Raw genomic sequence first — 19,803 nt, 5'->3', positions numbered from 1 at the left:
GGCGCGGCGCTTGTTGACCTGGGTCAAGCCAGGATCAGGCGCGGGCGGTCGGATGTCAGGAGGAGCGGCGCGGCGCCTTGGCCTCGACGTCCTCGACGTCCTGGGTGATGGCGCCGGGCGGGCTGTACGGCGAGGGCGCGCCCTCGGCGCGCTCGGCCCGCGCCGCGGCGGCGCCGCGCGGCCGGGTGGCCTGCTGCTGCCAGTCGCGGTAGCGGCGCCAGCTGGCGGCCGGGTCCACGCCCATGCCGCCGAAGCGCACGACGACCGGCCGCCCCGTGAGCCGGGCCCACAGCAGCCGCAGGCCGAACACCACGGCCAGCACGCAGGCGACCAGCACCAGGCCGGCCGCCACCGCCAGCCCCGCGGCCAGCAGGGCCAGCTGCAGCATCAGGCGCACCAGGCCCGCAACGAAATCACCCACGGACCCAGTACTCCTTTCCAGGCAAGCAGCCGGCATCAATGCACCACCCGGTCGAAGCGGAATTCGCCGGGATGGCGGATCGGGTCCACGTCCACCGGGATCACCGACTTGGGCGCGAACCGGCCTTCCAGCAGCAGCTTGGACAGCGGGTTCTCGATGCGCTGCTGGATGGCCCGCTTCAACGGACGGGCACCATACACCGGATCGAAGCCGACCTTGGCCAACTCCGCAAGCGCCGCAGGGGAAACCTCCAGCGCCAGATCCAGGTGCGCCAGGCGGTCGCGCAGCGCACGGATCTGGATGTTCGCGATCGCCTCGATGTGCTTGGCGTCCAGGCCGTGGAACACCACCGTCTCGTCGATGCGGTTCAGGAACTCGGGCCGGAAGTGGTTCTTCAACTCGCCCTGCACGGCTTCCTTGATGTCCTCGGCGTCGCGGCCGACCATGCTCTGGATCAGGTGCGAGCCGATGTTGCTGGTCATCACGATCACGGTGTTCTTGAAGTCCACGGTGCGGCCCTGGCCGTCGGTCAGGCGGCCGTCGTCCAGCACCTGCAGCAGCACGTTGAACACGTCCGGGTGCGCCTTCTCCACCTCGTCGAGCAGCAGCACGCTGTAGGGCTTGCGCCGCACCGCCTCGGTCAGGTAGCCGCCCTCGTCGTAGCCCACGTAGCCGGGCGGCGCGCCGATCAGGCGGGCCACCGAATGCTTCTCCATGAACTCGCTCATGTCGATGCGGATCAGGTGGTCCTCGCTGTCGAACAGGAAGCCGGCCAGCGCCTTGCACAGCTCGGTCTTGCCCACGCCCGTGGGGCCGAGGAACAGGAACGAGCCGGTCGGCCGGTTCGGGTCGGACAGGCCGGCGCGCGAGCGGCGGATGGCGTTGGCCACGGCCGAGATCGCCTCGTCCTGGCCGACCACGCGCTCGTGCAGCTTGTCCTCCATCTGCAGCAGCTTCTCGCGCTCGCCCTCCATCAGCTTGGACACCGGAATGCCGGTGGCGCGCGCCACGACCTCGGCGATCTCCTCGGCGCCGACCATGGTGCGCAGCAGCTGCGGGTGCTGGCTGCCGTCCTTGGCCTTGCCGGCCTCCTTGGCCTGGGCGTCCTTGAGCTTCTTCTCCAGGTCCGGCAGCTTGCCGTACTGCAGCTCGGCGACCTTGTTGAAGTCACCCTTGCGCTTGAGCTCCTCGATCTGGAAGCGCACGCGGTCGATCTCTTCCTTCACCTGGGCCGAACCCTGGGCCGCGGCCTTCTCGCTCTTCCAGATTTCCTCGAGGTCGGCGTACTCGCGCTCCAGGCGCCCGATCTCTTCCTCGATCAGGCCGAGCCGCTTCTGCGAGGCCTCGTCCTTTTCCTTGCGGACCGCCTCGCGCTCGATCTTCAGCTGGATCAGCCGGCGGTCGAGCTTGTCCATCGCCTCCGGCTTGGAGTCGATCTCGATCTTGATCTTGGCCGCGGCCTCGTCGATCAGGTCGATCGCCTTGTCGGGCAGGAAGCGGTCGGTGATGTAGCGGTGGGAGAGCTCGGCCGCGGCGACGATGGCCGGGTCGGTGATCTCCACGCCGTGGTGCACCTCGTACTTCTCCTGCAGGCCGCGCAGGATGGCGATGGTCGCCTCCACGGTCGGCTCGCCCACCAGGATCTTCTGGAAGCGGCGCTCCAGCGCGGCGTCCTTCTCGATGTACTTGCGGTATTCGTCCAGCGTGGTGGCGCCGACGCAGTGCAGCTCGCCGCGCGCCAGCGCGGGCTTGAGCATGTTGCCGGCGTCCATGGCGCCCTCGGCCTTGCCGGCGCCGACCATGGTGTGCAGCTCGTCGATGAAGACGATGGTCTGGCCCTCGTCCTTGGCCAGTTCGTTCAGCACGGTCTTGAGCCGCTCCTCGAACTCGCCGCGGTACTTGGCGCCGGCCAGCAGCGCGGCCATGTCCAGCGACAGCACGCGCTTGTTCCTCAGGGAATCCGGCACCTCGCCGGCCACGATGCGCTGGGCCAGGCCCTCGACGATGGCGGTCTTGCCGACGCCGGGCTCGCCGATCAGCACCGGGTTGTTCTTGCTGCGGCGCTGCAGCACCTGGATCGCGCGGCGTATCTCGTCGTCGCGGCCGATCACCGGGTCGAGCTTGCCCTGGCGGGCGCGCTCGGTCAGGTCCAGCGTGTACTTCTTCAGGGCCTCGCGCTGGCCCTCGGCGTCGGCGCTGTCGACCTTCTGGCCGCCGCGCACGGCGTCGATGGCGGCCTCCAGCGCCTTGCGCGAGACGCCGTGCTCGCGCAGCAGCCTGGCCGAGTCGATCTTGCTGTCGGCATAGGCCAGCAGGAACAGCTCGCTGGCGATGAACTGGTCGCCGCGCTTGAGGGCTTCCTTCTCGGACGCCTGCAGCAGCGTGACCAGGTCGCGGTCGGGCTGGACCTGCTCCTGGCCCTGCACCTGCGGCTGCCGCTTGACGGCCGATTCGGCCGAGGCCAGCAGGCCCTGCACGTTGGCGCCTGCGCGCTCGAGCAGCGGGCGCGGGCCGTCCTGCTGCTTGAGCATGGCGGCCAGCACGTGCACGGGGGTGATGTAGGCGTTGTCGTTCGCCAGCGCCAATGACTGGGCCTCGCCCAGCGCTTCCTGGAATTTGGTGGTGAGTTTGTCGATTCGCATGTTCGAGTTCTCCGGTTGCTCCGGACATGGGGAAGCATGCGCGCATTTCAAGGCCGGCGCCGCCGGCCCCGCCGGCAGGCTGACCTGGATCAAACCGGCGGCGCGTTGCCCGCGGCGATGCCCCAGCGCGCCGCCGCCGCGTCGTCGGCCACGCGCGCGTCGACCCAGCGCCCGCCGTCGGGCGTCTGCTCCTTCTTCCAGAACGGGGCCTGCGTCTTCAGGTAGTCCATCAGGAACTCGCAAGCCTGGAAGGCGGCGGCGCGGTGCGCCGCGCTCACGGCCACCAGCACGATCTGGTCCATCGGCGCCAGCGGGCCGATGCGGTGCACCACGCGCACCCCGAGCACGGGGAAGCGGGCGAAGGCCGCATCGACCATGGCCTCGATCGCGCGCTCGGTCATGCCCGGGTAGTGCTCCAGCTCCAGCGCCGTGACCTGGCCGGCCAGGTCCGGGTGCCGGTCGCGCACGGTGCCGACGAAGCTGCACACGGCGCCGACGCGCGGGTCCTGCGCGCGCAGCGCGGCGATCTCGGCACCGAGGTCGAAGTCCTGGATCTGGATGCGGACGCGGGCAGGCATGGCGCGATTGTCTCGCACGGCTACACTCGCGCCCCATGTTCGCCGCCCTCGCCTTCCTCGCCGCTCCGGCGGCCTGCTGCGCGAAAAAAGCGAACAAACCGCTGCTCGTCTGACCGGAGCCGCGGTTCCGTCGTCGGATGTGCGACGGAACCCCTGCCCTGCTGCTCGAGCTTCGCGCGCGCCTCCTTCGATGGCCGACCCCGCCGGTCCTGCCTTGTTCCATCGAAAGGATTGCCTGTGTCTTCTTCCCTTTTCTCCGGCCTGTGGATTCCGCTGGTCACGCCGTTCGGCGCGGCCGGCCAGGTCGACCATGCGGCACTGGCCGCGCTGGTGCGCGACCTGTGCGGCCGCGGCGTGGCCGGCTTCGTGCCCTGCGGCAGCACCGGCGAGGCCGCCGCGCTGACGGCCGAGGAGCAGCTGGCCGTGCTGGACACGACGCTGGCGTCGGCCAGCGGCCTGCCCGTGGTGATGGGCGTGGGCGGCTACCGCCTGGCCGGCGTGCTGGACGCGCTGCAAGCCGCCTGCACCCGGCCGGTGGCGGGCGTGCTGGTGGCCGCGCCGTACTACATCCGGCCCTCGCAAGACGGCCTGCGGGCTTGGTTCCGCGCACTGGCCGATGCCAGCCGCGTGCCGCTGGTGCTCTACGACATTCCCTACCGCACCGGCGTGCGGCTGGAGCTGTCCACCCTGCTGGCGCTGGCGGAGCACCCGCGCATCGTGGCCCTGAAGGACTGCGGCGGCGACGCCGCCAAGACGGCGGCGCTGATCGCCGATGGCCGGCTGGCCGTGCTGGCCGGCGAGGACGCGCAGATCTTCGGCAGCGTGGCGGCGGGCGCGGCCGGCGCCATCGCCGCCAGCGCGCACCTGCACACCGAGCGCTTCGCGCGCGTCATCGCACTGCTGCGCGACGGCGCGCTGCAGGAGGCGCGCACGCTGTGGCAGCCGCTGCTGCCCTGGGTGCAGGCCGTGTTCGAGGAGCCGAACCCGGGGCCGATCAAGGGCCTGCTGGCGCAGGCCGGGCGCATGTCGGGCACGCTGCGGGCGCCGATGACGCCGGCCTCCGGCGCGCTGCTGCAGCGCCTGCTCAGCCGCCCGTGACGGGTGGGAAGAACGCGGCCTCGGCGCCGTCGTGCAGCGGCGCGGAGGCCTCGCACATCTGCTGGTCCAGCGCCATGCGCACCGCGCGGCCGTGGGCCAGCAGCTCGGCGTAGCGGCCGCCGCGCGCCAGCAACTCGTCGCGCAGCGCGCCCAGCGTCGCGGCCTGCGTCTCGAGCTGCTCGTGGCCCAGGCCCAGGCCCTCGCGGATCGAGGCGAAATAGCGCACGGTCAGCTTCATCCCCACAGGTCCTCGAACGGCAGGAAGCGCACGCTGTCGCCGCGCGCGATCGGCTGGCCGGCCGGCGTGTCGACCAGGCCGTCGCCCCAGGCCACGGAGGTGAGCACGCCGGAGCCCTGGTTCGGGAACAGCTCCAGCGCGCCGTCGGCGTTGCGCCGGGCGCGCAGGAACTCGCGGCGCCGGTCGGCCCGCTTCCAGTCGAAGGCCGCGGGCAGGCGCACGGCCGCCGGTGCCAGCGCGGTGGCGCCCTGCAGCTTGAGCAGGAACGGCCGCACCAGCACCACGAAGGTGACCAGGCTGGACACCGGGTTGCCGGGCAGGCCGATGAAGTGGCAGGACGCGCCGTCGCCGGCGATGGCGCCGTAGGCGAAGGGCTTGCCGGGCTTGATCGCGATCTGCCACAGCTCCAGCCGGCCCAGGGCCTCCACGGCCGGCTTCACATGGTCCTCCTCGCCGACCGAGACGCCGCCGCTGGTCAGGATCAGGTCGTGGCCGCGCGCGGCCGCGCGCAGGGCCTCGCGGGTCGCGTCCAGCCGGTCGGGCACGATGCCCAGATCGCTCACTTCGCAGCCCAGCCGCTGCAGCAGCGCGCGCAGGAAAAAGCGGTTGGAGTTGTAGATCGCGCCGGGACGCATCCGCGCCGGCGGCACCTCGCCCGGCATCACGAGTTCATCGCCGGTGGAGAACAGCGCCACGCGCGGACGCCGCGCGACCGGCAGCTCGGCCACGCCGATGCTGGCGGCCATGCCGAGCGCCGCCGGCGTGAGCCGCGTGCCGCGCGCCAGCACCACGGCGCCGCGCGCCACGTCCTCGCCGGCGCGGCGCACGGCCAGGCCCGGCGCGGGTTGGACGCGGATGCGCACGCGCCCGTCCTCCAGCGCGTCGCAGTCCTCCTGCATCACCACCGCGTCGGCGCCCGCGGGCAGCGGCGCACCGGTGAAGATGCGCGCCGCCGTGCCGGCCGCCAGCGCGGTGCCGACGTCGCCGGCCGCGATGCGCTGCGCCACCGGCAGCACGGTGCCGGCGGCCGGCACGTCGGCGCAGCGCACCGCGTAGCCGTCCATGGCGCTGTTGTCCAGCGGCGGCACCTGCAGTTCGGAGCGCAGGTCGGCCGCCAGCACGCGGCGGTCGGCCTCGAAGGTCGAGACGGTGTCCTGGCCGGCCAGCGGCGCGGCATAGCCCAGCAGCTGGGCCAGGGCCTGGTCCAGCGTCTTGAGCGCGGCGGCGGGATTGTTCATGGGCGTGCGTCGTCGGGGCGGTAGGCGAACAGGGCGGCATTGTCGGCCAGCCAGCGGGCCAGCGCCGCCGGGTCGTCCAGATCCAGCACCGGGCAGGCGGGCGGCGGCTGCAGGCCCCGAGGCGCGTCCGTGGCGACGGCGCGCACCTGCGGATCCGCGGGATAGCGCGCGGGCCGCGCGTCGCCGGCGCGGCGCACCTCGATGCGCGGCAGGTCCTCGTGCTTGAAGCCCTCGACCAGCACCCAGTCCACGCCGCGCCGCAGTTCGGCGATCAGGCCGTGCGCCGTGGGCGCCTGCCCGGCCGGGTACTCGCGCAGCAGCGCCAGGCGGTGGCTGGAGGCCACGATGACCTCCTGCGCGCCGGCCTGGCGGTGGCGCCAGCTGTCCTTGCCGGGCTGGTCGATGTCGAAGCCGTGGTGGGCGTGCTTGATGACCGAGACCGTCTCGCCGCGCGCCTTCAGCAGCGGGATCAGGCGTTCGATCAGCGTGGTCTTGCCGGCCCCCGAGTAGCCGGCGAAGCCGACGACCTTCACTCGGCGCAGTGCGCGGCGATGTAGGCCTTCACGGCCTCGGCATCCGCCGGCACGCGCACGACGCGGCGCGGCAGGTCCTCGATGCCGGCGAACCGGGCCGGGCGCTCCGGCGGGCGGCCCAGCGCCTCGACGATGGTCTCGGCGAACTTGATCGGCAGCGCCGTCTCCAGCACCACCATCGGCACGCCGGGCACTACATGCTCGCGCGCGACCTTCAGGCCGTCGGCCGTGTGCGTGTCGATCATCTGGCCGAAGCGCTGCCAGGTGTCGCGGATCGTCGCCAGCCGGTCGGCGTGCGTGCTCTTGCCGCTGGCGAAGCCGAAGCGCGCGGCGGCGTCGGCGAACACCGGGTCGGCGCCCAGGTCGAAGCGGCCGCCGCGCGACAGCTGCGCGCCGAACAGGTCGGCCGTGCGCGCGGCGTCGCGGCCCAGCAGGTCGAACACGAAGCGCTCGAAGTTGGAGGCCTTGGAGATGTCCATCGACGGGCTGGAGGTCTCGTGCGTGTCGGCGCTGCCGCGCACGCGGTACACGCCGGTGCGGAAGAACTCGTCCAGCACGTCGTTCTCGTTGGTGGCCACGACCAGCCGCGCGATCGGCAGGCCCATCATGCGCGCGACGTGGCCGGCGCAGACGTTGCCGAAGTTGCCGGAGGGGACGGTGAAGCCGACCGGCTCGCCGTCCTTGCGCGTCGCCTGGAAGTAGCCCGCGAAGTAGTACACCACCTGGGCCAGCAGCCGCGCCCAGTTGATCGAGTTGACCGTGCCGATGCGGTAGCGGCGCTTGAAGTCCAGGTCGTTGGACACCGCCTTGACGATGTCCTGGCAGTCGTCGAACACGCCGGCCACGGCCAGGTTGTGGATGTTGGCGTCCTGCAGGCTGAACATCTGCGCCTGCTGGAACGGGCTCATGCGGCCGTCCGGCGAGGTCATGAACACGCGCACGCCATGCTTGCCGCGCATCGCGTATTCGGCCGCGCTGCCGGTGTCGCCGCTGGTCGCGCCCAGGATGTTCAGTTGCTCGCCGCGGCGGCCCAGTTCGTACTCGAACAGGTTGCCGAGCAGCTGCATGGCCATGTCCTTGAAGGCCAGCGTGGGACCGTTGGACAGGGCCTCCAGGTACACACCGTCCTCGAGCGGGCGCAGCGGCACGATGGCGTCGGTGCCGAAGACCTCGCGCGTGTAGGTCTTCGCGCACAGCGCCTTCAGGTCGGCGGCGGGAATGTCGTCGATGTAGAGCGACAGGATCTCGCAGGCGAGCGCGGCGTAGCCCTGCTCGGCATGCACGCGGCGCAGCTCGGCCAGGCGGGCGGCGTCGATCCGCGGGTACTGCTCGGGCAGGTACAGGCCGCCGTCGGGCGCCAGGCCCTCGAGCAGGATGTCGCAGAACTTGCGGGGGGCGGCGCCGCCGCGGGTGCTGATGTAGTTCACGCTGTGTCGATCAGGACGAGGAAAAGGAAGCCGGATTGTCGTCGCGCAAGGCGGCGAGGTTCTCGGCATGGCGGTGCTGGTCGGGGAAGCGCTCCGCCAGCAACTCGTAGATCTGGATGGCCTCGGCACGCGCGGCGGCATCGCTCACGGGGGCGTTCGCCAAGTGGCGCAAAGCGGTGGCCAGGTCTTCCAGCGCCTGGGGCGTGCTCCCCAGGCGCTCCACCAGTTGCCGGCACAGCGCCAGGCTTTCCCGGTACGCGGCTTCGGCCTGCGTCCAGTCGCCCTGGGCCTGCGCCACCCGGCCGACGTTGTTCAGCGCGACCGACAGGTCCCGCAGCGACTCCGGGGTGCCGCCCAGCCGCTCCACCAGCTGCCGGCTCAGCGCCAGGCTTTCCCGGTACGCGGCGTCGGCCTGCATCCAGTCGCCCTGGGCCTGCGCCACCTGGCCGACGTTGTCCAGCGCGACCGACAGGTCCCGCAGCGACTCCGGGACGCCACCCAGCCGCTCCACCAGTTGCCGGCGCAGCGCCAAGCCTTCTTGGTACGCGGCGTCGGCCTGTGTCCAGTCGCCCTGGGCCTGCGCCACCCGGCCGACGTTGTCCAGCGCGACCGACAGGTCCCGCAGCGACTCGGGGGTGCCGCCCAGCCGCTCCACCAGTTGCCGGCTCAGCGCCAGGCCTTCCCGGTACGCGGCTTCGGCCTGCGTCCAGTCGCCCTGGGCCCGCGCCACCCGGCCGACGTTGTCCAGAGAGACCGACAGGTCCCGCAGCGACTCCGGGGTGCCGCCCAGCCGCTCCACCAGTTGCCGGCGCAGCGCCAGGCTTTCCCGGTGCACGGCGTCGGCCTGCGTCCAGTCGCCCTGCACCTCAGCCACCCAGCCGACGTTGTTCAGCGCGATCGACAGGTCCCGCAGCGACTCCGGGGTGCCGCCCAGCCGCTCCACCAGTTGCCGGCGCAGCGCCAGGCTTTCCCGGTGCACGGCGTCGGCCTGCGTCCAGTCGCCCTGGACCTGCGCCACCCAGCCGACGTTGTTCAGCGCGATCGACAGGTCCCGCAGCGACTCCGGGGTGCCGCCCAGCCGCTCCACCAGTTGCCGGCTCAGCGCCAGGCTTTCCCGGTGCACGGCGTCGGCCTGCGTCCAGTCGCCCCGGGCCTGCGCCACCCGGCCGACGTTGTTCAGCGCGATCGACAGGTCCCGCAGCGACTCCGGGGTGCCGCCCAGCCGCTCCACCAGTTGCCGGCGCAGCACCAGGCTTTCCCGGTACGCGGCTTCGGCCTGCGTCCAATCGCCCTGCACCTCAGCCACCCGGCCGACGTTGTTCAGCGCGACCGACAGGTCCCGCAGCGACTCCGGGGTACCGCCCAGCCGCTCCACCAGTTGCCGGCGCAGCGCCAGGCTTTCCCGGTACGCGGCTTCGGCCTGCGTCCAATCGCCCCGCACCTCAGCCACCCGGCCGACGTTGTTCAGCGCGATCGACAGGTCTCGCAGCGACTCCGGGGTGCCGCCTTGCCGCTCCACCAGCTGCCGGCTCAGCGCCAGGCCTTCCCGGTACGCGGCGCCGGCCTGTGCGCCCAGTCGCCCTGGGCCCGCGCCACCCGGCCGAGGTTGTCCAGCGCCATGTGGAGATCGCGCTGGTGCTCGTACGATGGGCCTTCATCGGCGCGCTGCCGCGCCGCGGCCAGCGCATGCACCGCCACGTGCCTGGCGTCCGCGGGGCGGCCCGCGGCGAGCAGTTCGACAGTAGCGCGCGCCGCCGTGGGCAGGTAGACGGCCGTTGCGGCGCCGTTCTGCAGACGCGCCCATTCTTCGTAGGCCGGCAAGGCCATGCTGGCGCTGGTGGTCGCCGTGGCCGAGGCCGGGGCACGTGCCGGCGGCGCCTCGGCCGGCGCGCCGCCTCGGGGTGCACGCAATTCGTCGCTGAGCGCCCGCACGTGCCAGAGATCGGGCGCGATGTTGCGCGCCTCGGCGCGGAAATCGGCCGGCAGCACCAGCACCAGCGGCCGCGCCAGGTCGCGCTCCAGCAGGAAGCGCCGCTCGTTCAGGCGCGCCAGGAACCGGCGGCGCGGCGTTCTCCGCCGGCTTGACGGCATCGACCGTCAACGGCAGCTGGGCATCCTCGCGCACCGAGGGCAGGCACAGCCGCACCAGCCGGAAGAATTCACGCAGGTCGCCGCCGGAACTCAGCGCCAGCTTGTCGAGCGCCTCCGCTTCGAAGATCTCGGTCCAGGCCGGGAACCTGGCCGTGACGACCTGGCGCAGCAAGGCCAGCCCAGCCGGATCGGGATCGCGGCTGCGGTCCTGGAAGATGTGCGTGCTGACCAGCCGCCGCGTGACCGCGCCCCCCATCAGCGAACCGGCACCTGCGGCCAGCACCGAGAGGTAAGGCGGAATCGTGTAGACGAGGTGCAGCAACGGAATCCTCAGGTGCTCCGCATGGCCGAAGAAGAGGTTGCGCACGCGCTCGTAGACGGCCATCGCCTCGTTGCCGACGCCCCGGATGCGCTCCACCGAATCGAGCAGCAGCACCACCTTGCGCTGCGGATCGCGCTCCTGCGCACGCACGTGCTGCACGCTCTCGGCCAGGAAATCGTGGGCGTCGCGCACCAGCTGGGCGACATGGCCGCGCGCCGCTTCCTGCACCTTCTTCTTGAAATCGGGGTCGTTCTTCAGCGCAGCCTTGATGTCCAGGCCCGGCAACTTGATTCCCAGCTCCTTGAACTCGACCTTGGTTGCGAGAAAGTCGCCCAGCCGATCCCAATAGCTGCGGTCGCCCGGCGCGCTGCCATAGCGGCGGTGCAGCTGCTCCGACATGGCCCCGGCGACGGACACCAGGAAGTCGCTGATCTCCACTTCCTTGGTCAGCAACATGAACTCGGACAGGTCGACGTAGAACACCGTCGCGCCGTCGTCCTCCACCAGCCGCTTCAGGCGCCTCAGCTCGGTGCTCTTGCCGGTGCCGCGCTGGCCCGTGAACAGGCAGACTCCGCCGCCGTCCTGCCAGCTGATCTCGGTCGCGATCTCCGCGATCACATCCGCACCGCCGTGCTGGTTGATCTGGGCCACGTACACGGGATCGTCCGGCTCCAGCACGCGGTCCGCCAAAGCGTTGTACAGCGTCTTGAGCTTGTGTTGGGTCGATCGATCGAGCGGCATGGTCGAAGATCCCGTGGAGGGGGCGCGCGGAAGCTTCAGTGCATCAGTTCAGCTCTTCCTTGCGGATCCGCGTGATCGGCGCCAGCACGGTCGGCAGCGCCTGCATCTTCGCGATCGCGGCGTCCATGCGCGCCTCCTGGCAGTCGTGCGTCAGGATGATCACGTCGGTCTGCGTCGAGCCCTCGCCGCCGACCTCGTCGGCCTCGCGCTGCAGCACCGCGTCGATGCTGATGCCGGCGTCGGCCAGCAGGCCGGTGACCTTGGCCAGCACGCCGGCCTGGTCGGCGACGCGCAGGCGCAGGTAGTAGCTGGTCACGACCTCGCCCATCGGCAGCACCTGCAGGTCGCTCAGCGCGTCGTGCTGGAAGGCCAGGTGCGGCACGCGGTGCTCGGGATCGGCCGTGTGCAGCCGCGTGATGTCCACGAGGTCGGCGATCACGGCGCTGGCCGTGGGCTCGCTGCCGGCGCCCTTGCCGTAGTACAGCGTGGTGCCGACGGCGTCGGCCTGCACGACCACGGCGTTCATCGCGCCCTCGACGTTGGCGATCAGGCGCTTGGCCGGCACCAGGCTCGGGTGCACGCGCAGCTCCACGCCGCGGTCGGTGCGCTTGGTGATGCCCAGCAGCTTGATGCGGTAGCCTAGTTGCTCGGCGTAGCGGATGTCCTGCGCCGACAGCCGGGTGATGCCTTCGACGTAGGCCTTGTCGAACTGCACCGGGATGCCGAAGGCGATGGCCGACATGATGGTGGCCTTGTGCGCGGCGTCCACGCCCTCGATGTCGAAGGTCGGGTCGGCCTCGGCATAGCCCAGGCGTTGCGCCTCCTTCAGCACCACGTCGAAGTCCAGCCCCTTGTCGCGCATCTCGGACAGGATGAAGTTCGTCGTGCCGTTGATGATGCCGGCGATCCACTGGATGCGGTTGGCCGTCAGGCCCTCGCGCAGCGCCTTGATGATCGGGATGCCGCCGGCGACGGCGGCCTCGAACGCGACGATCACGCCCTTGGCCTGGGCGGCCGCGAAGATCTCGGTGCCGTGCACGGCCAGCAGGGCCTTGTTGGCCGTGACCACGTGCTTGCCGGCGGCGATGGCCTCCAGCACCAGCTGCCGCGCGATGCCGTAGCCGCCGATCAGCTCGACCACGATGTCGATCGAGGGATCGGCGATCACCGCGCGCGCGTCGGCCACCACCTTGGCGCTGTCGCCCACGAGTTCGCGCGCGCGCTCGACGTTCAGGTCGGCCACGGCCACGATCTCGATGCCGCGGCCGGCGCGGCGCCGGATTTCCTGCTGGTTGCGTGCCAGAACCTTGAATACGCCGCTGCCGACGGTGCCGATGCCCAGAAGGCCGACCTGGATGGGTTTCATGCGAGTGCCGCCTGGGCGGAAGAGGAAGAAGAGGAAGAAACCGGCGCCCCTGTGGCGTGGCGCTTGCGGTAGTGCTCGAGGAAGCTCGCGATGCGGCCGATGGCCAGCCGCAGGTCGTCCTCGTGCGGCAGGAACACGATGCGGAAATGGTCCGTCGCCGGCCAGTTGAAGCCGGTGCCCTGAACCAGCATCACCTTGGTTTCCTGCAGCAGTTCGAGGATGAACTGCTGGTCGTCCTCGATCGGATAGATCTTGGGGTCCAGCCGCGGAAACATGTACAGCGCGGCGCTGGGCTTGACGCAGCTGACGCCCGGGATCGCGGTGATCAGCTCGTAGGCCAGATCGCGCTGGCGGCGCAGCCGGCCGCCCTCGCCCACCAGGTCGTTGATGCTCTGGTAGCCGCCCAGCGCGGTCTGGATCGCCCACTGGCCCGGCACGTTGGCGCACAGCCGCATGTTCGAGAGCATGTTCAGGCCCTCGATGTAGTCGCGCGCGGGCCGCTTGTCGCCCGAGACCACCAGCCAGCCGGCGCGGTAGCCGCAGGAGCGGTAGCTCTTGGACAGCGAGTTGAAGGTCAGCGTCAGCACGTCGTCCGACAGGCTGGCGATGGCCGTGTGCTTGTTGCCGTCGTACAGCACCTTGTCGTAGACCTCGTCCGCGAAGATCACCAGGCCATGCTCGCGCGCGATTCCGACCAGGGACTCGAGCAGTTCGTCGGAATACAGCGCGCCGGTCGGGTTGTTCGGGTTGATGACCACGATGCCCTTGGTGTGCGGCGTGATCTTGGCGCGGATGTCCTCCAGGTCCGGCATCCAGCCGTTGGCCTCGTCGCAGCGGTAGTGCACCGGCGTGCCGCCGGACAGGCTCACGGCGGCGGTCCACAGCGGATAGTCGGGCGCCGGCAGCAGCAGTTCGTCGCCGGTGTCCAGCAGCGCATTGGTGGCCATCACGATCAGCTCGCTGGCGCCGTTGCCCAGGTAGATGTCGTCCAGCGTGACGCCCTTGACGCCCTGCTTCTGCGTCTCGTGCATGACGGCCTTGCGCGCCGCGAAGATGCCCTTGCTGTCCGAGTAGCCGGCCGAGTTCGGCAGGTTGCGGATCATGTCCTGCTGGATTTCCTCGGGCGAATCGAAGCCGAACACCGCCAGGTTGCCGATGTTGAGCTTGATGATCTTCTGGCCTTCTTCCTCCATCTGGCGCGCCGCGTCCATGATCGGGCCGCGGATGTCGTAGCAGACGTTGGAAAGCTTGGCGGATTTCTGGACGGTCTTCATGGGTCTCCCTCGTGGACTCTCAAGAAGCCCGGGATCGAAGCGAAAACCTATAATTTGACCACAGTTCGCGGCCTGCACGGGCCTTTTCGCGCCCTCTACCGCATCCTCCTTCCATGAAGCTGCAGCCCGACAAATCCGACGTCCAGACCATCACCGCCCAGGGGCCGGGATGGATCCGTGTGCAGGCCGACCGCATCGACCACAGCGCGCTGATCGGCTCGCGCGGCCAGCGCATCGCATGGCCGTGCACGCGCTTCGAGGACCTCGGCCCCGAGCACTTCGCGCAGCTCGTGGAACTCGGCAGCGAGGTCGTCATCTTCGGCAGCGGCCTGCGGCTGCGCTTTCCGCAGCCGGCCTGGCTGCGGCCGCTGATCGCCCGGCGCATCGGCCTGGAAACCATGGACACGGCCGCCGCCTGCCGCACCTACAACATCCTCGCGCAGGAGGGCCGGGACGTGATCGCCGCCCTGCTGCTCGAAACGGAGGCCTGACGCCGCCGCGCATGCGTCCGGATCCTGCGCCGAAGAGCGCAGAAAGTCGCATTTCAGGGTAAAATCAAGGGTTGCCGCAGGGGCCGCTACGCTACTTTTTTCCGCAAGTGCGCGCAGTCGGCGCAGTTGGATGTGTGCGGCCGCCGACCACTCTACGACTCCCGAGACTCAACCACATGGCGATCGTTGTCAACAAACCCATTCCTGAATTCGAAGCCAACGCCACGGGCGGCGTGAGGGTCACCAACAGCTCTCACCTGGGCCAGGTCCTGATCCTGTACTTCTACCCCAAGGACAACACGCCCGGTTGTACCACCGAAGCCATGCAGTTCCGGGACAAGTACAAGGATTTCGTGAAAGCCGGGGCCACGGTGTTCGGCGTCTCGCGCGACAACATGAAATCGCACGACGAGTTCAAGGCCAAGCTGGAACTGCCGTTCGAGCTGATCGCCGACACCGAGGAAAAGATGTGCCACATGTTCGGCGTGGTCAAGAACAAGATCATGTACGGCAAGAAGGTCAAGGGGATCGAGCGCAGCACCTTCCTGGTCGGGCCGGACGGCACGCTGCAGGCCGAGTGGCGCGGCCTGAAGGTGCCGGGCCACGTGGACGAGGTGCTCAAGGCCGTCAAGGAGCTCAAGAAGCCGGCCTGAACACCGCCCCGCGCACAGGCGGGAACGGTCGCATGGCTCATGCATAATGGGCCGATGCCTGTCGGAGCATTCCGCGCATTCCCTCGAAAAGCCGCCCTGGCGACCGGGCGGCTTTTCTGCTTCTTGCCCTCCTCCGGAACCACGACGCCCCATGCCTCTGCCTCCGCCTCCTGCCAAGCGCGCCGCCACCCTGTCGCCTGATGCCTTCGACGCGCCCGCGCGCGCGACCTCGAAACCGGCACGCGTCGCCCGCGCGAAGTTCGCGGAGCAGCCGGCCGATGCATCGGCGCAGGTGGCGCGCGAAGCCCAGGCGGAGCGCAGCGTACCCGCGCTGCGCGAGGCGGAATCGGTCGACGCCCCGGTGATGCGCGAGCAGCCCGCCGCGCCCGCGGCCCGCGCACGCCGCAACGCCGTGCCCGACGCGCCGCCGCCCGCGCGCGAAAGCAGCCGCCGGCGCCCCGCCGCCCGGGCCGAGGGCCCGGCCAAGCTGTTCGTGCTCGACACCAACGTGCTGATGCACGACCCGATGTGCCTGTTCCGCTTCGAGGAGCACGACATCTACCTGCCGATGATCGTGCTGGAGGAGCTCGACGGCCACAAGAAGGGCATGAGCGAGGTCGCGCGCAACGCGCGGCAGTCCAGCCGCACGCTCGACGCGCTGGCCGGCACGCCGAACGCCGACATCGGCGCCGGCCTGCCGCTGGACGCCACCGGCCACCGCGAGGCCGGCGGCAAGCTGTTCTTCCAGACCCGCCCGCTGGACGACGTGCTGCCCAAGGGCCTGCCGCAGGGCAAGGCCGACAACCAGATCCTCGGCGTGGTCGAGGCGCTGCGCCGCGAGCACGCGCCGCGCGAGGTCGTGCTGGTGTCCAAGGACATCAACATGCGCGTCAAGGCCAAGGCCCTGGGCCTGGCCGCCGAGGACTACCAGAGCGACAAGACGCTGGAGGACGGCGAGTTCCTGTACTCCGGCGCGCTGGCGCTGCCGGCCGACTTCTGGTCCAAGCACGGCAAGACGATCGAGAGCTGGCAGCAAGGCCAGCACACCTTCTACCGCATCGCCGGCCCGATCGTGCCGAACCTGCACATCAACCAGTTCGTCTACTTCGAGGCGCCGGGCGAGCCCAGCCTGTACGCGCGCGTGACCGAGATCCGCGCCAAGACGGCGGTGCTGAAGACGCTGAAGGACTACAACCACCTGAAGAACGCCGTCTGGGGCGTGACCACGCGCAACCGCGAGCAGAACTTCGCGATGAACCTGCTGCTGGACCCGGAGATCGACTTCGTCACGCTGACCGGCAATGCCGGCACCGGCAAGACGCTGATGGCGCTGGCCTCGGGCCTCACACAGGTGCTGGACGACCGCCGCTACACCGAGATCATCATGACCCGCGCCACCGTCAGCGTGGGCGAGGACATCGGCTTCCTGCCCGGCACCGAGGAGGAGAAGATGGGCCCCTGGATGGGCGCGCTGGACGACAACCTCGAGGTGCTGGCCAAGACCGAGACCAGCGCCGGCGAGTGGGGCCGCGCGGCCACCAACGAGCTGATCCGCTCGAAGATCAAGATCAAGAGCATGAACTTCATGCGCGGCCGCACCTTCCTGAACAAGTACGTGATCATCGACGAGGCGCAGAACCTCACGCCCAAGCAGATGAAGACGCTGATCACGCGGGCCGGCCCCGGCACCAAGATCGTCTGCATGGGCAACCTGCAGCAGATCGACACGCCCTACCTGACCGAAGGCTCCTCGGGCCTGACCTTCGCGGTCGACAAGTTCAAGGGCTGGCCGCACAGCGGCCACATCACGCTGGCCCGCGGCGAACGGTCGCGGCTGGCGGACTTCGCCAGCGAAGTGCTGTGATCAGGCGTCGAGCCTGAGGCCCTTGGGCAGCGGGAACTTCAGCGTTTCCTGCACGCCGTCCATCTTGCGCACGGCCTGCGCGCCCAGCGCGCGCAGGCGCGCGATCACCTGCTGCACCAGTACGTCCGGCGCCGAGGCGCCGGCCGTCAGGCCCACGCGCGGCCGGCCGTCGAACCATTCGGGCCGCAGTTCGTCGGCGCTGTCGACCATGTAGCTCTCGGTGCCGAGCTTCTTCGCCAGTTCGCGCAGCCGGTTGCTATTGGAACTGGTCGGGCTGCCGACCACGATCAGGATGTCGACCTGCGGCGACAGGATCTTCACCGCGTCCTGCCGGTTCTGCGTAGCGTAGCAGATGTCCTGCTGCTTGGGCTCGCGCACGTTGGGAAAGCGCGCGCGCACGGCCGCGGCGATCTCGGCCGCGTCGTCCACCGACAGCGTGGTCTGCGTGACCACGGCCAGCCGTTCGGTCTGCGCCGGCTGCACGTGGGCCACGCCCTCCACGTCCTCGACCAGGTGGATGCCGCTGTCGAGCTGGCCCATCGTGCCCTCGACCTCGGGATGCCCCTTGTGGCCGATCATGATGAACTCGTAGCCTTCGCGGTGCAGCTTGGCGACCTCGACGTGCACCTTGGTGACCAGCGGGCAGGTCGCGTCGAAGATGCGGAAGCCCCGGCGCTCGGCCGCACGCTGCACCGCCCGGCTGACGCCGTGGGCCGAAAACACCAGCGTCGCCCCTGGCGGCACCTCGTCGAGCTCCTCGATGAAGATCGCGCCGCGCGACTTCAGGTCGCCGACGACGTAGGTGTTGTGCACGATCTCGTGGCGCACGTAGATCGGCGCGCCGAACTTGGCCAGCGCGCGCTCGACGATCTCGATCGCCCGGTCCACCCCGGCGCAGAAGCCGCGCGGCTCGGCCAGGACGATCTCGCTGACGCCCGCCATCAGAGCACTCCGATCAACTGGACCTCGAAGGTCACGGGCTGGCCTGCCAGCGGATGGTTGAAGTCGAACTGCACGGCCGTGTCCTTCACCCCGATGACGGCGCCGGCGTAGCTGCCCAGCCCGTCCGGCGTGGGGAATTGCACCACGTCGCCGAGCGCGTACCGCTCGTCCGGATCGCCCAGCTGCGCCAGCAGGCTGCGCGCGACCCACTGCTGCATCTCGGGATTGCGCTCGCCGAACGCGGCGCCGGCGGGCAGCTCGAACCGCGCGTGCGTGCCCTCGGCCAGGCCCAGCAGGTGCTCCTCCACGGCCGGCGACAACTCGCCCGCGCCCAGCGACAGCGTGGCCGGCTTGCCACCGAAGGTGTTGATGAGGTCGCCGCCCGGACCGGCGAGCCGGTAGTGCAGCGTCAGGAAGGAGCCGGGGCGCACCACGGGCGCGGCGGCGGAATCTGCGGTCATGGGAGCCTCGATAAACTGGCCGCCATTGTAAAAACCCGGCCCGTCCGCCCCGCCATGGCGCTGAAAGACCTTCCCCTGGACACCCAGCCGCGCGAGAAGCTGCTGGCGCGCGGACCGCAGGCGCTGGCCGATGCCGAACTGCTGGCGCTGCTGCTGCGCACCGGCATCCAGGGCAAGAGCGTGCTGCAGATGGCCGGGGAGCTGCTCGCGCCGCCGCCGCAGGGCTTCGGCGGCCTGGCCGGCCTGCTGCACGCGACGGCCGCCGACCTGGGCCACATCAAGGGCCTGGGCCCGGCCAAGCGCGCCGAACTCGTGGCCGTGCTCGAACTCGCGCGCCGCGCGCTGGCCGAACGGCTGCGCGCGCGCCCGCTGTTCGATGCGCCGCAGCAGGTCAAGGACTATCTGCAGCTGCAGCTCGGCAGCCGACCGCACGAGATCTTCGCGGTGATGTTCCTGGACGCGCAGCACCGCCTCGTGGCGCTGGAGGAGCTGTTCCGCGGCTCGCTGACGCAGGCCAGCGTCTACCCGCGCGAGGTCGTCGTGCACGCGCTGGCGCACCAGGCCGCCGCCGTGATCCTGGCGCACAACCATCCCAGCGGCAGCGCCGAGCCTTCGCGCGCCGACGAACTGCTGACGCAGCGGCTCAAGGCCGCGCTGGCGCTGGTGGACATCCGCGTGCTGGACCACGTGGTCGTCGCGCCCGGCCAGGCCGTCTCGCTGGCCGAACGGGGGCTGCTGTGAAGGCCCGCTCGCTGCACGACCTGGGCGCCATCCGCCGCCACCTGGCCGAGCAGCAACGCCTGGCGGCCGAACAGGCCGCCGCCCGCGAGGCCGCCGCGCGCCGCGCCGAGGCCGGGCGCACGCTGTTCGCCCGCGCGGCCGGCCCGGTGCAGCCGCTGCGCCAGCCGGCGCGCGTGCGCCTGGCGCCGGAGCCGCCGCCGCCGGTCCCGGTGCAGCAGCGGCTCGACGAACAGCGCGTGCTGCGGGAAAGCCTGAGCGACGAGTTCGACGCCACCACGCTGCTGGACGTGGACGACGCGATGAGCTTCCGCCGCCCCGGCATCGGCCTGGACGTGACGCGCCGGCTGCGCAAGGGCGAATGGAGCATCCAGCGCGAGATCGACCTGCACGGCCTGCGCCGCGACGACGCGCGCGAAGCGCTGTCGGCCTTCGTGCGCGAGGCGCACCGCCAGGGCCTGCGCTGCCTGCGCGTGGTGCACGGCAAGGGCCTGGGCTCGCCCGGCCGCGTGCCGGTGCTCAAGTCGCGCGTGCAGGGCTGGCTGGTCCAGAAGCAGGAGGTCCTGGCCTTCGTGCAGGCGCGCGCCGACGAAGGCGGCGCCGGCGCGCTGGTGGTGCTGCTGAAGCCGGCGAACTGAGCGTCAGACGCTGTGCACGGGTCGATCGCGCCCTCGACAGGCCACGG

The 19,803-nt window shown here is 70.7% G+C and carries 19 protein-coding genes; 6 read left to right on the top strand and 13 right to left on the bottom strand.

The window, feature by feature from the left end:
- Nucleotides 1-55: 55 nt before the first annotated feature.
- From QM782_RS13945 to QM782_RS13935, 3 genes are all read right to left on the bottom strand, one after another.
- Nucleotides 56-421 (bottom strand): hypothetical protein, encoded by a 366-nt coding sequence (locus tag QM782_RS13945; protein WP_415203501.1) that lies wholly within the window; start codon nt 419-421, stop codon nt 56-58.
- Between the two features lie 35 nt (nt 422-456).
- Complete coding sequence (clpB, locus tag QM782_RS13940; RefSeq protein WP_415203500.1) at nt 457-3,063, bottom strand: ATP-dependent chaperone ClpB; 2,607 nt, start codon at nt 3,061-3,063, stop codon at nt 457-459.
- Between the two features lie 89 nt (nt 3,064-3,152).
- A complete protein-coding gene (locus tag QM782_RS13935) occupies nt 3,153-3,641 on the bottom strand; it encodes a molybdenum cofactor biosynthesis protein MoaE (protein ID WP_415203499.1) in 489 nt (162 codons plus the stop codon).
- 231 nt (nt 3,642-3,872) lie between these two features.
- Here QM782_RS13935 and dapA point away from each other — a divergent pair, with 231 nt between their 5' ends.
- Nucleotides 3,873-4,739 (top strand): 4-hydroxy-tetrahydrodipicolinate synthase, encoded by an 867-nt coding sequence (gene dapA / locus QM782_RS13930; protein WP_415203498.1) that lies wholly within the window; start codon nt 3,873-3,875, stop codon nt 4,737-4,739.
- Here dapA and moaD read toward each other — a convergent pair.
- The 8 genes from moaD to QM782_RS13890 form a co-directional block, all read right to left on the bottom strand.
- A complete protein-coding gene (gene moaD, locus QM782_RS13925; RefSeq protein WP_415203497.1) occupies nt 4,726-4,977 on the bottom strand; it encodes a molybdopterin converting factor subunit 1 in 252 nt (83 codons plus the stop codon). The genes dapA and moaD overlap by 14 nt on opposite strands.
- Complete coding sequence (gene glp / locus QM782_RS13920) at nt 4,974-6,215, bottom strand: gephyrin-like molybdotransferase Glp (protein WP_415203496.1); 1,242 nt, start codon at nt 6,213-6,215, stop codon at nt 4,974-4,976. Before glp ends, moaD begins: the two co-directional genes overlap by 4 nt.
- Nucleotides 6,212-6,748: a molybdopterin-guanine dinucleotide biosynthesis protein B gene (mobB, locus tag QM782_RS13915; RefSeq protein ID WP_415203495.1), complete on the bottom strand. Its 537-nt coding sequence runs from the start codon at nt 6,746-6,748 to the stop codon at nt 6,212-6,214. Before mobB ends, glp begins: the two co-directional genes overlap by 4 nt.
- Nucleotides 6,745-8,175, bottom strand: a complete 1,431-nt coding sequence (gene thrC, locus QM782_RS13910) for a threonine synthase (RefSeq protein ID WP_415203494.1) — start codon at nt 8,173-8,175, stop codon at nt 6,745-6,747. The genes mobB and thrC overlap by 4 nt, the downstream gene beginning before the upstream one ends.
- A gap of 10 nt (nt 8,176-8,185) precedes the next feature.
- On the bottom strand, nt 8,186-9,694 hold the full coding sequence (locus QM782_RS13905) for a tetratricopeptide repeat protein (RefSeq protein ID WP_415203493.1): 1,509 nt from the start codon (nt 9,692-9,694) through the stop codon (nt 8,186-8,188).
- Between the two features lie 135 nt (nt 9,695-9,829).
- Complete coding sequence (locus QM782_RS13900; RefSeq protein WP_415203492.1) at nt 9,830-11,329, bottom strand: hypothetical protein; 1,500 nt, start codon at nt 11,327-11,329, stop codon at nt 9,830-9,832.
- Between the two features lie 43 nt (nt 11,330-11,372).
- On the bottom strand, nt 11,373-12,695 hold the full coding sequence (locus QM782_RS13895) for a homoserine dehydrogenase (RefSeq protein WP_415203491.1): 1,323 nt from the start codon (nt 12,693-12,695) through the stop codon (nt 11,373-11,375).
- Nucleotides 12,692-13,969 (bottom strand): pyridoxal phosphate-dependent aminotransferase, encoded by a 1,278-nt coding sequence (locus QM782_RS13890; protein ID WP_415203490.1) that lies wholly within the window; start codon nt 13,967-13,969, stop codon nt 12,692-12,694. The genes QM782_RS13895 and QM782_RS13890 overlap by 4 nt, the downstream gene beginning before the upstream one ends.
- A gap of 113 nt (nt 13,970-14,082) precedes the next feature.
- Between QM782_RS13890 and QM782_RS13885 the strand changes: the two genes are divergently transcribed.
- The 3 genes from QM782_RS13885 to QM782_RS13875 all read left to right on the top strand — a co-directional run bounded on the left by QM782_RS13885 (nt 14,083) and on the right by QM782_RS13875 (nt 16,977).
- The gene (locus QM782_RS13885; RefSeq protein WP_415203489.1) at nt 14,083-14,460 is read left to right on the top strand and encodes an Mth938-like domain-containing protein; all 378 of its coding nucleotides are present in this window, start codon (nt 14,083-14,085) and stop codon (nt 14,458-14,460) included.
- A gap of 176 nt (nt 14,461-14,636) precedes the next feature.
- Nucleotides 14,637-15,113, top strand: a complete 477-nt coding sequence (locus tag QM782_RS13880; RefSeq protein ID WP_415203488.1) for a peroxiredoxin — start codon at nt 14,637-14,639, stop codon at nt 15,111-15,113.
- A gap of 151 nt (nt 15,114-15,264) precedes the next feature.
- Nucleotides 15,265-16,977: a PhoH family protein gene (locus QM782_RS13875; protein ID WP_415203487.1), complete on the top strand. Its 1,713-nt coding sequence runs from the start codon at nt 15,265-15,267 to the stop codon at nt 16,975-16,977.
- Here QM782_RS13875 and ispH read toward each other — a convergent pair whose 3' ends face one another.
- Together ispH and QM782_RS13865 are read right to left on the bottom strand one after the other, a co-directional pair.
- Nucleotides 16,978-17,919, bottom strand: coding sequence for a 4-hydroxy-3-methylbut-2-enyl diphosphate reductase (gene ispH / locus QM782_RS13870; RefSeq protein WP_415203486.1), 942 nt, complete (start codon nt 17,917-17,919; stop codon nt 16,978-16,980). It lies immediately after the preceding gene.
- Complete coding sequence (locus QM782_RS13865; RefSeq protein ID WP_415203485.1) at nt 17,919-18,380, bottom strand: FKBP-type peptidyl-prolyl cis-trans isomerase; 462 nt, start codon at nt 18,378-18,380, stop codon at nt 17,919-17,921. Before QM782_RS13865 ends, ispH begins: the two co-directional genes overlap by 1 nt.
- Before the next feature lie 54 nt (nt 18,381-18,434).
- Here QM782_RS13865 and radC point away from each other — a divergent pair, with 54 nt between their 5' ends.
- Both radC and QM782_RS13855 read left to right on the top strand, forming a co-directional pair.
- Nucleotides 18,435-19,121 carry a RadC family protein gene (gene radC / locus QM782_RS13860; protein ID WP_415203484.1) on the top strand — a complete coding sequence of 229 codons (687 nt, stop codon included), beginning with the start codon at nt 18,435-18,437 and terminating at the stop codon, nt 19,119-19,121.
- A complete protein-coding gene (locus tag QM782_RS13855) occupies nt 19,118-19,756 on the top strand; it encodes a Smr/MutS family protein (protein WP_415203483.1) in 639 nt (212 codons plus the stop codon). Before radC ends, QM782_RS13855 begins: the two co-directional genes overlap by 4 nt.
- The last annotated feature ends 47 nt before the right edge of the window (nt 19,757-19,803 follow it).

The sequence above is a fragment of the Pseudorhodoferax sp. genome, assembly GCF_047601025.1.
GTDB lineage: Bacteria > Pseudomonadota > Gammaproteobacteria > Burkholderiales > Burkholderiaceae_C > Pseudorhodoferax.
Note: the sequence above shows the minus strand (reverse complement) of the source record. Positions and strands in the feature narration are given on the sequence as shown.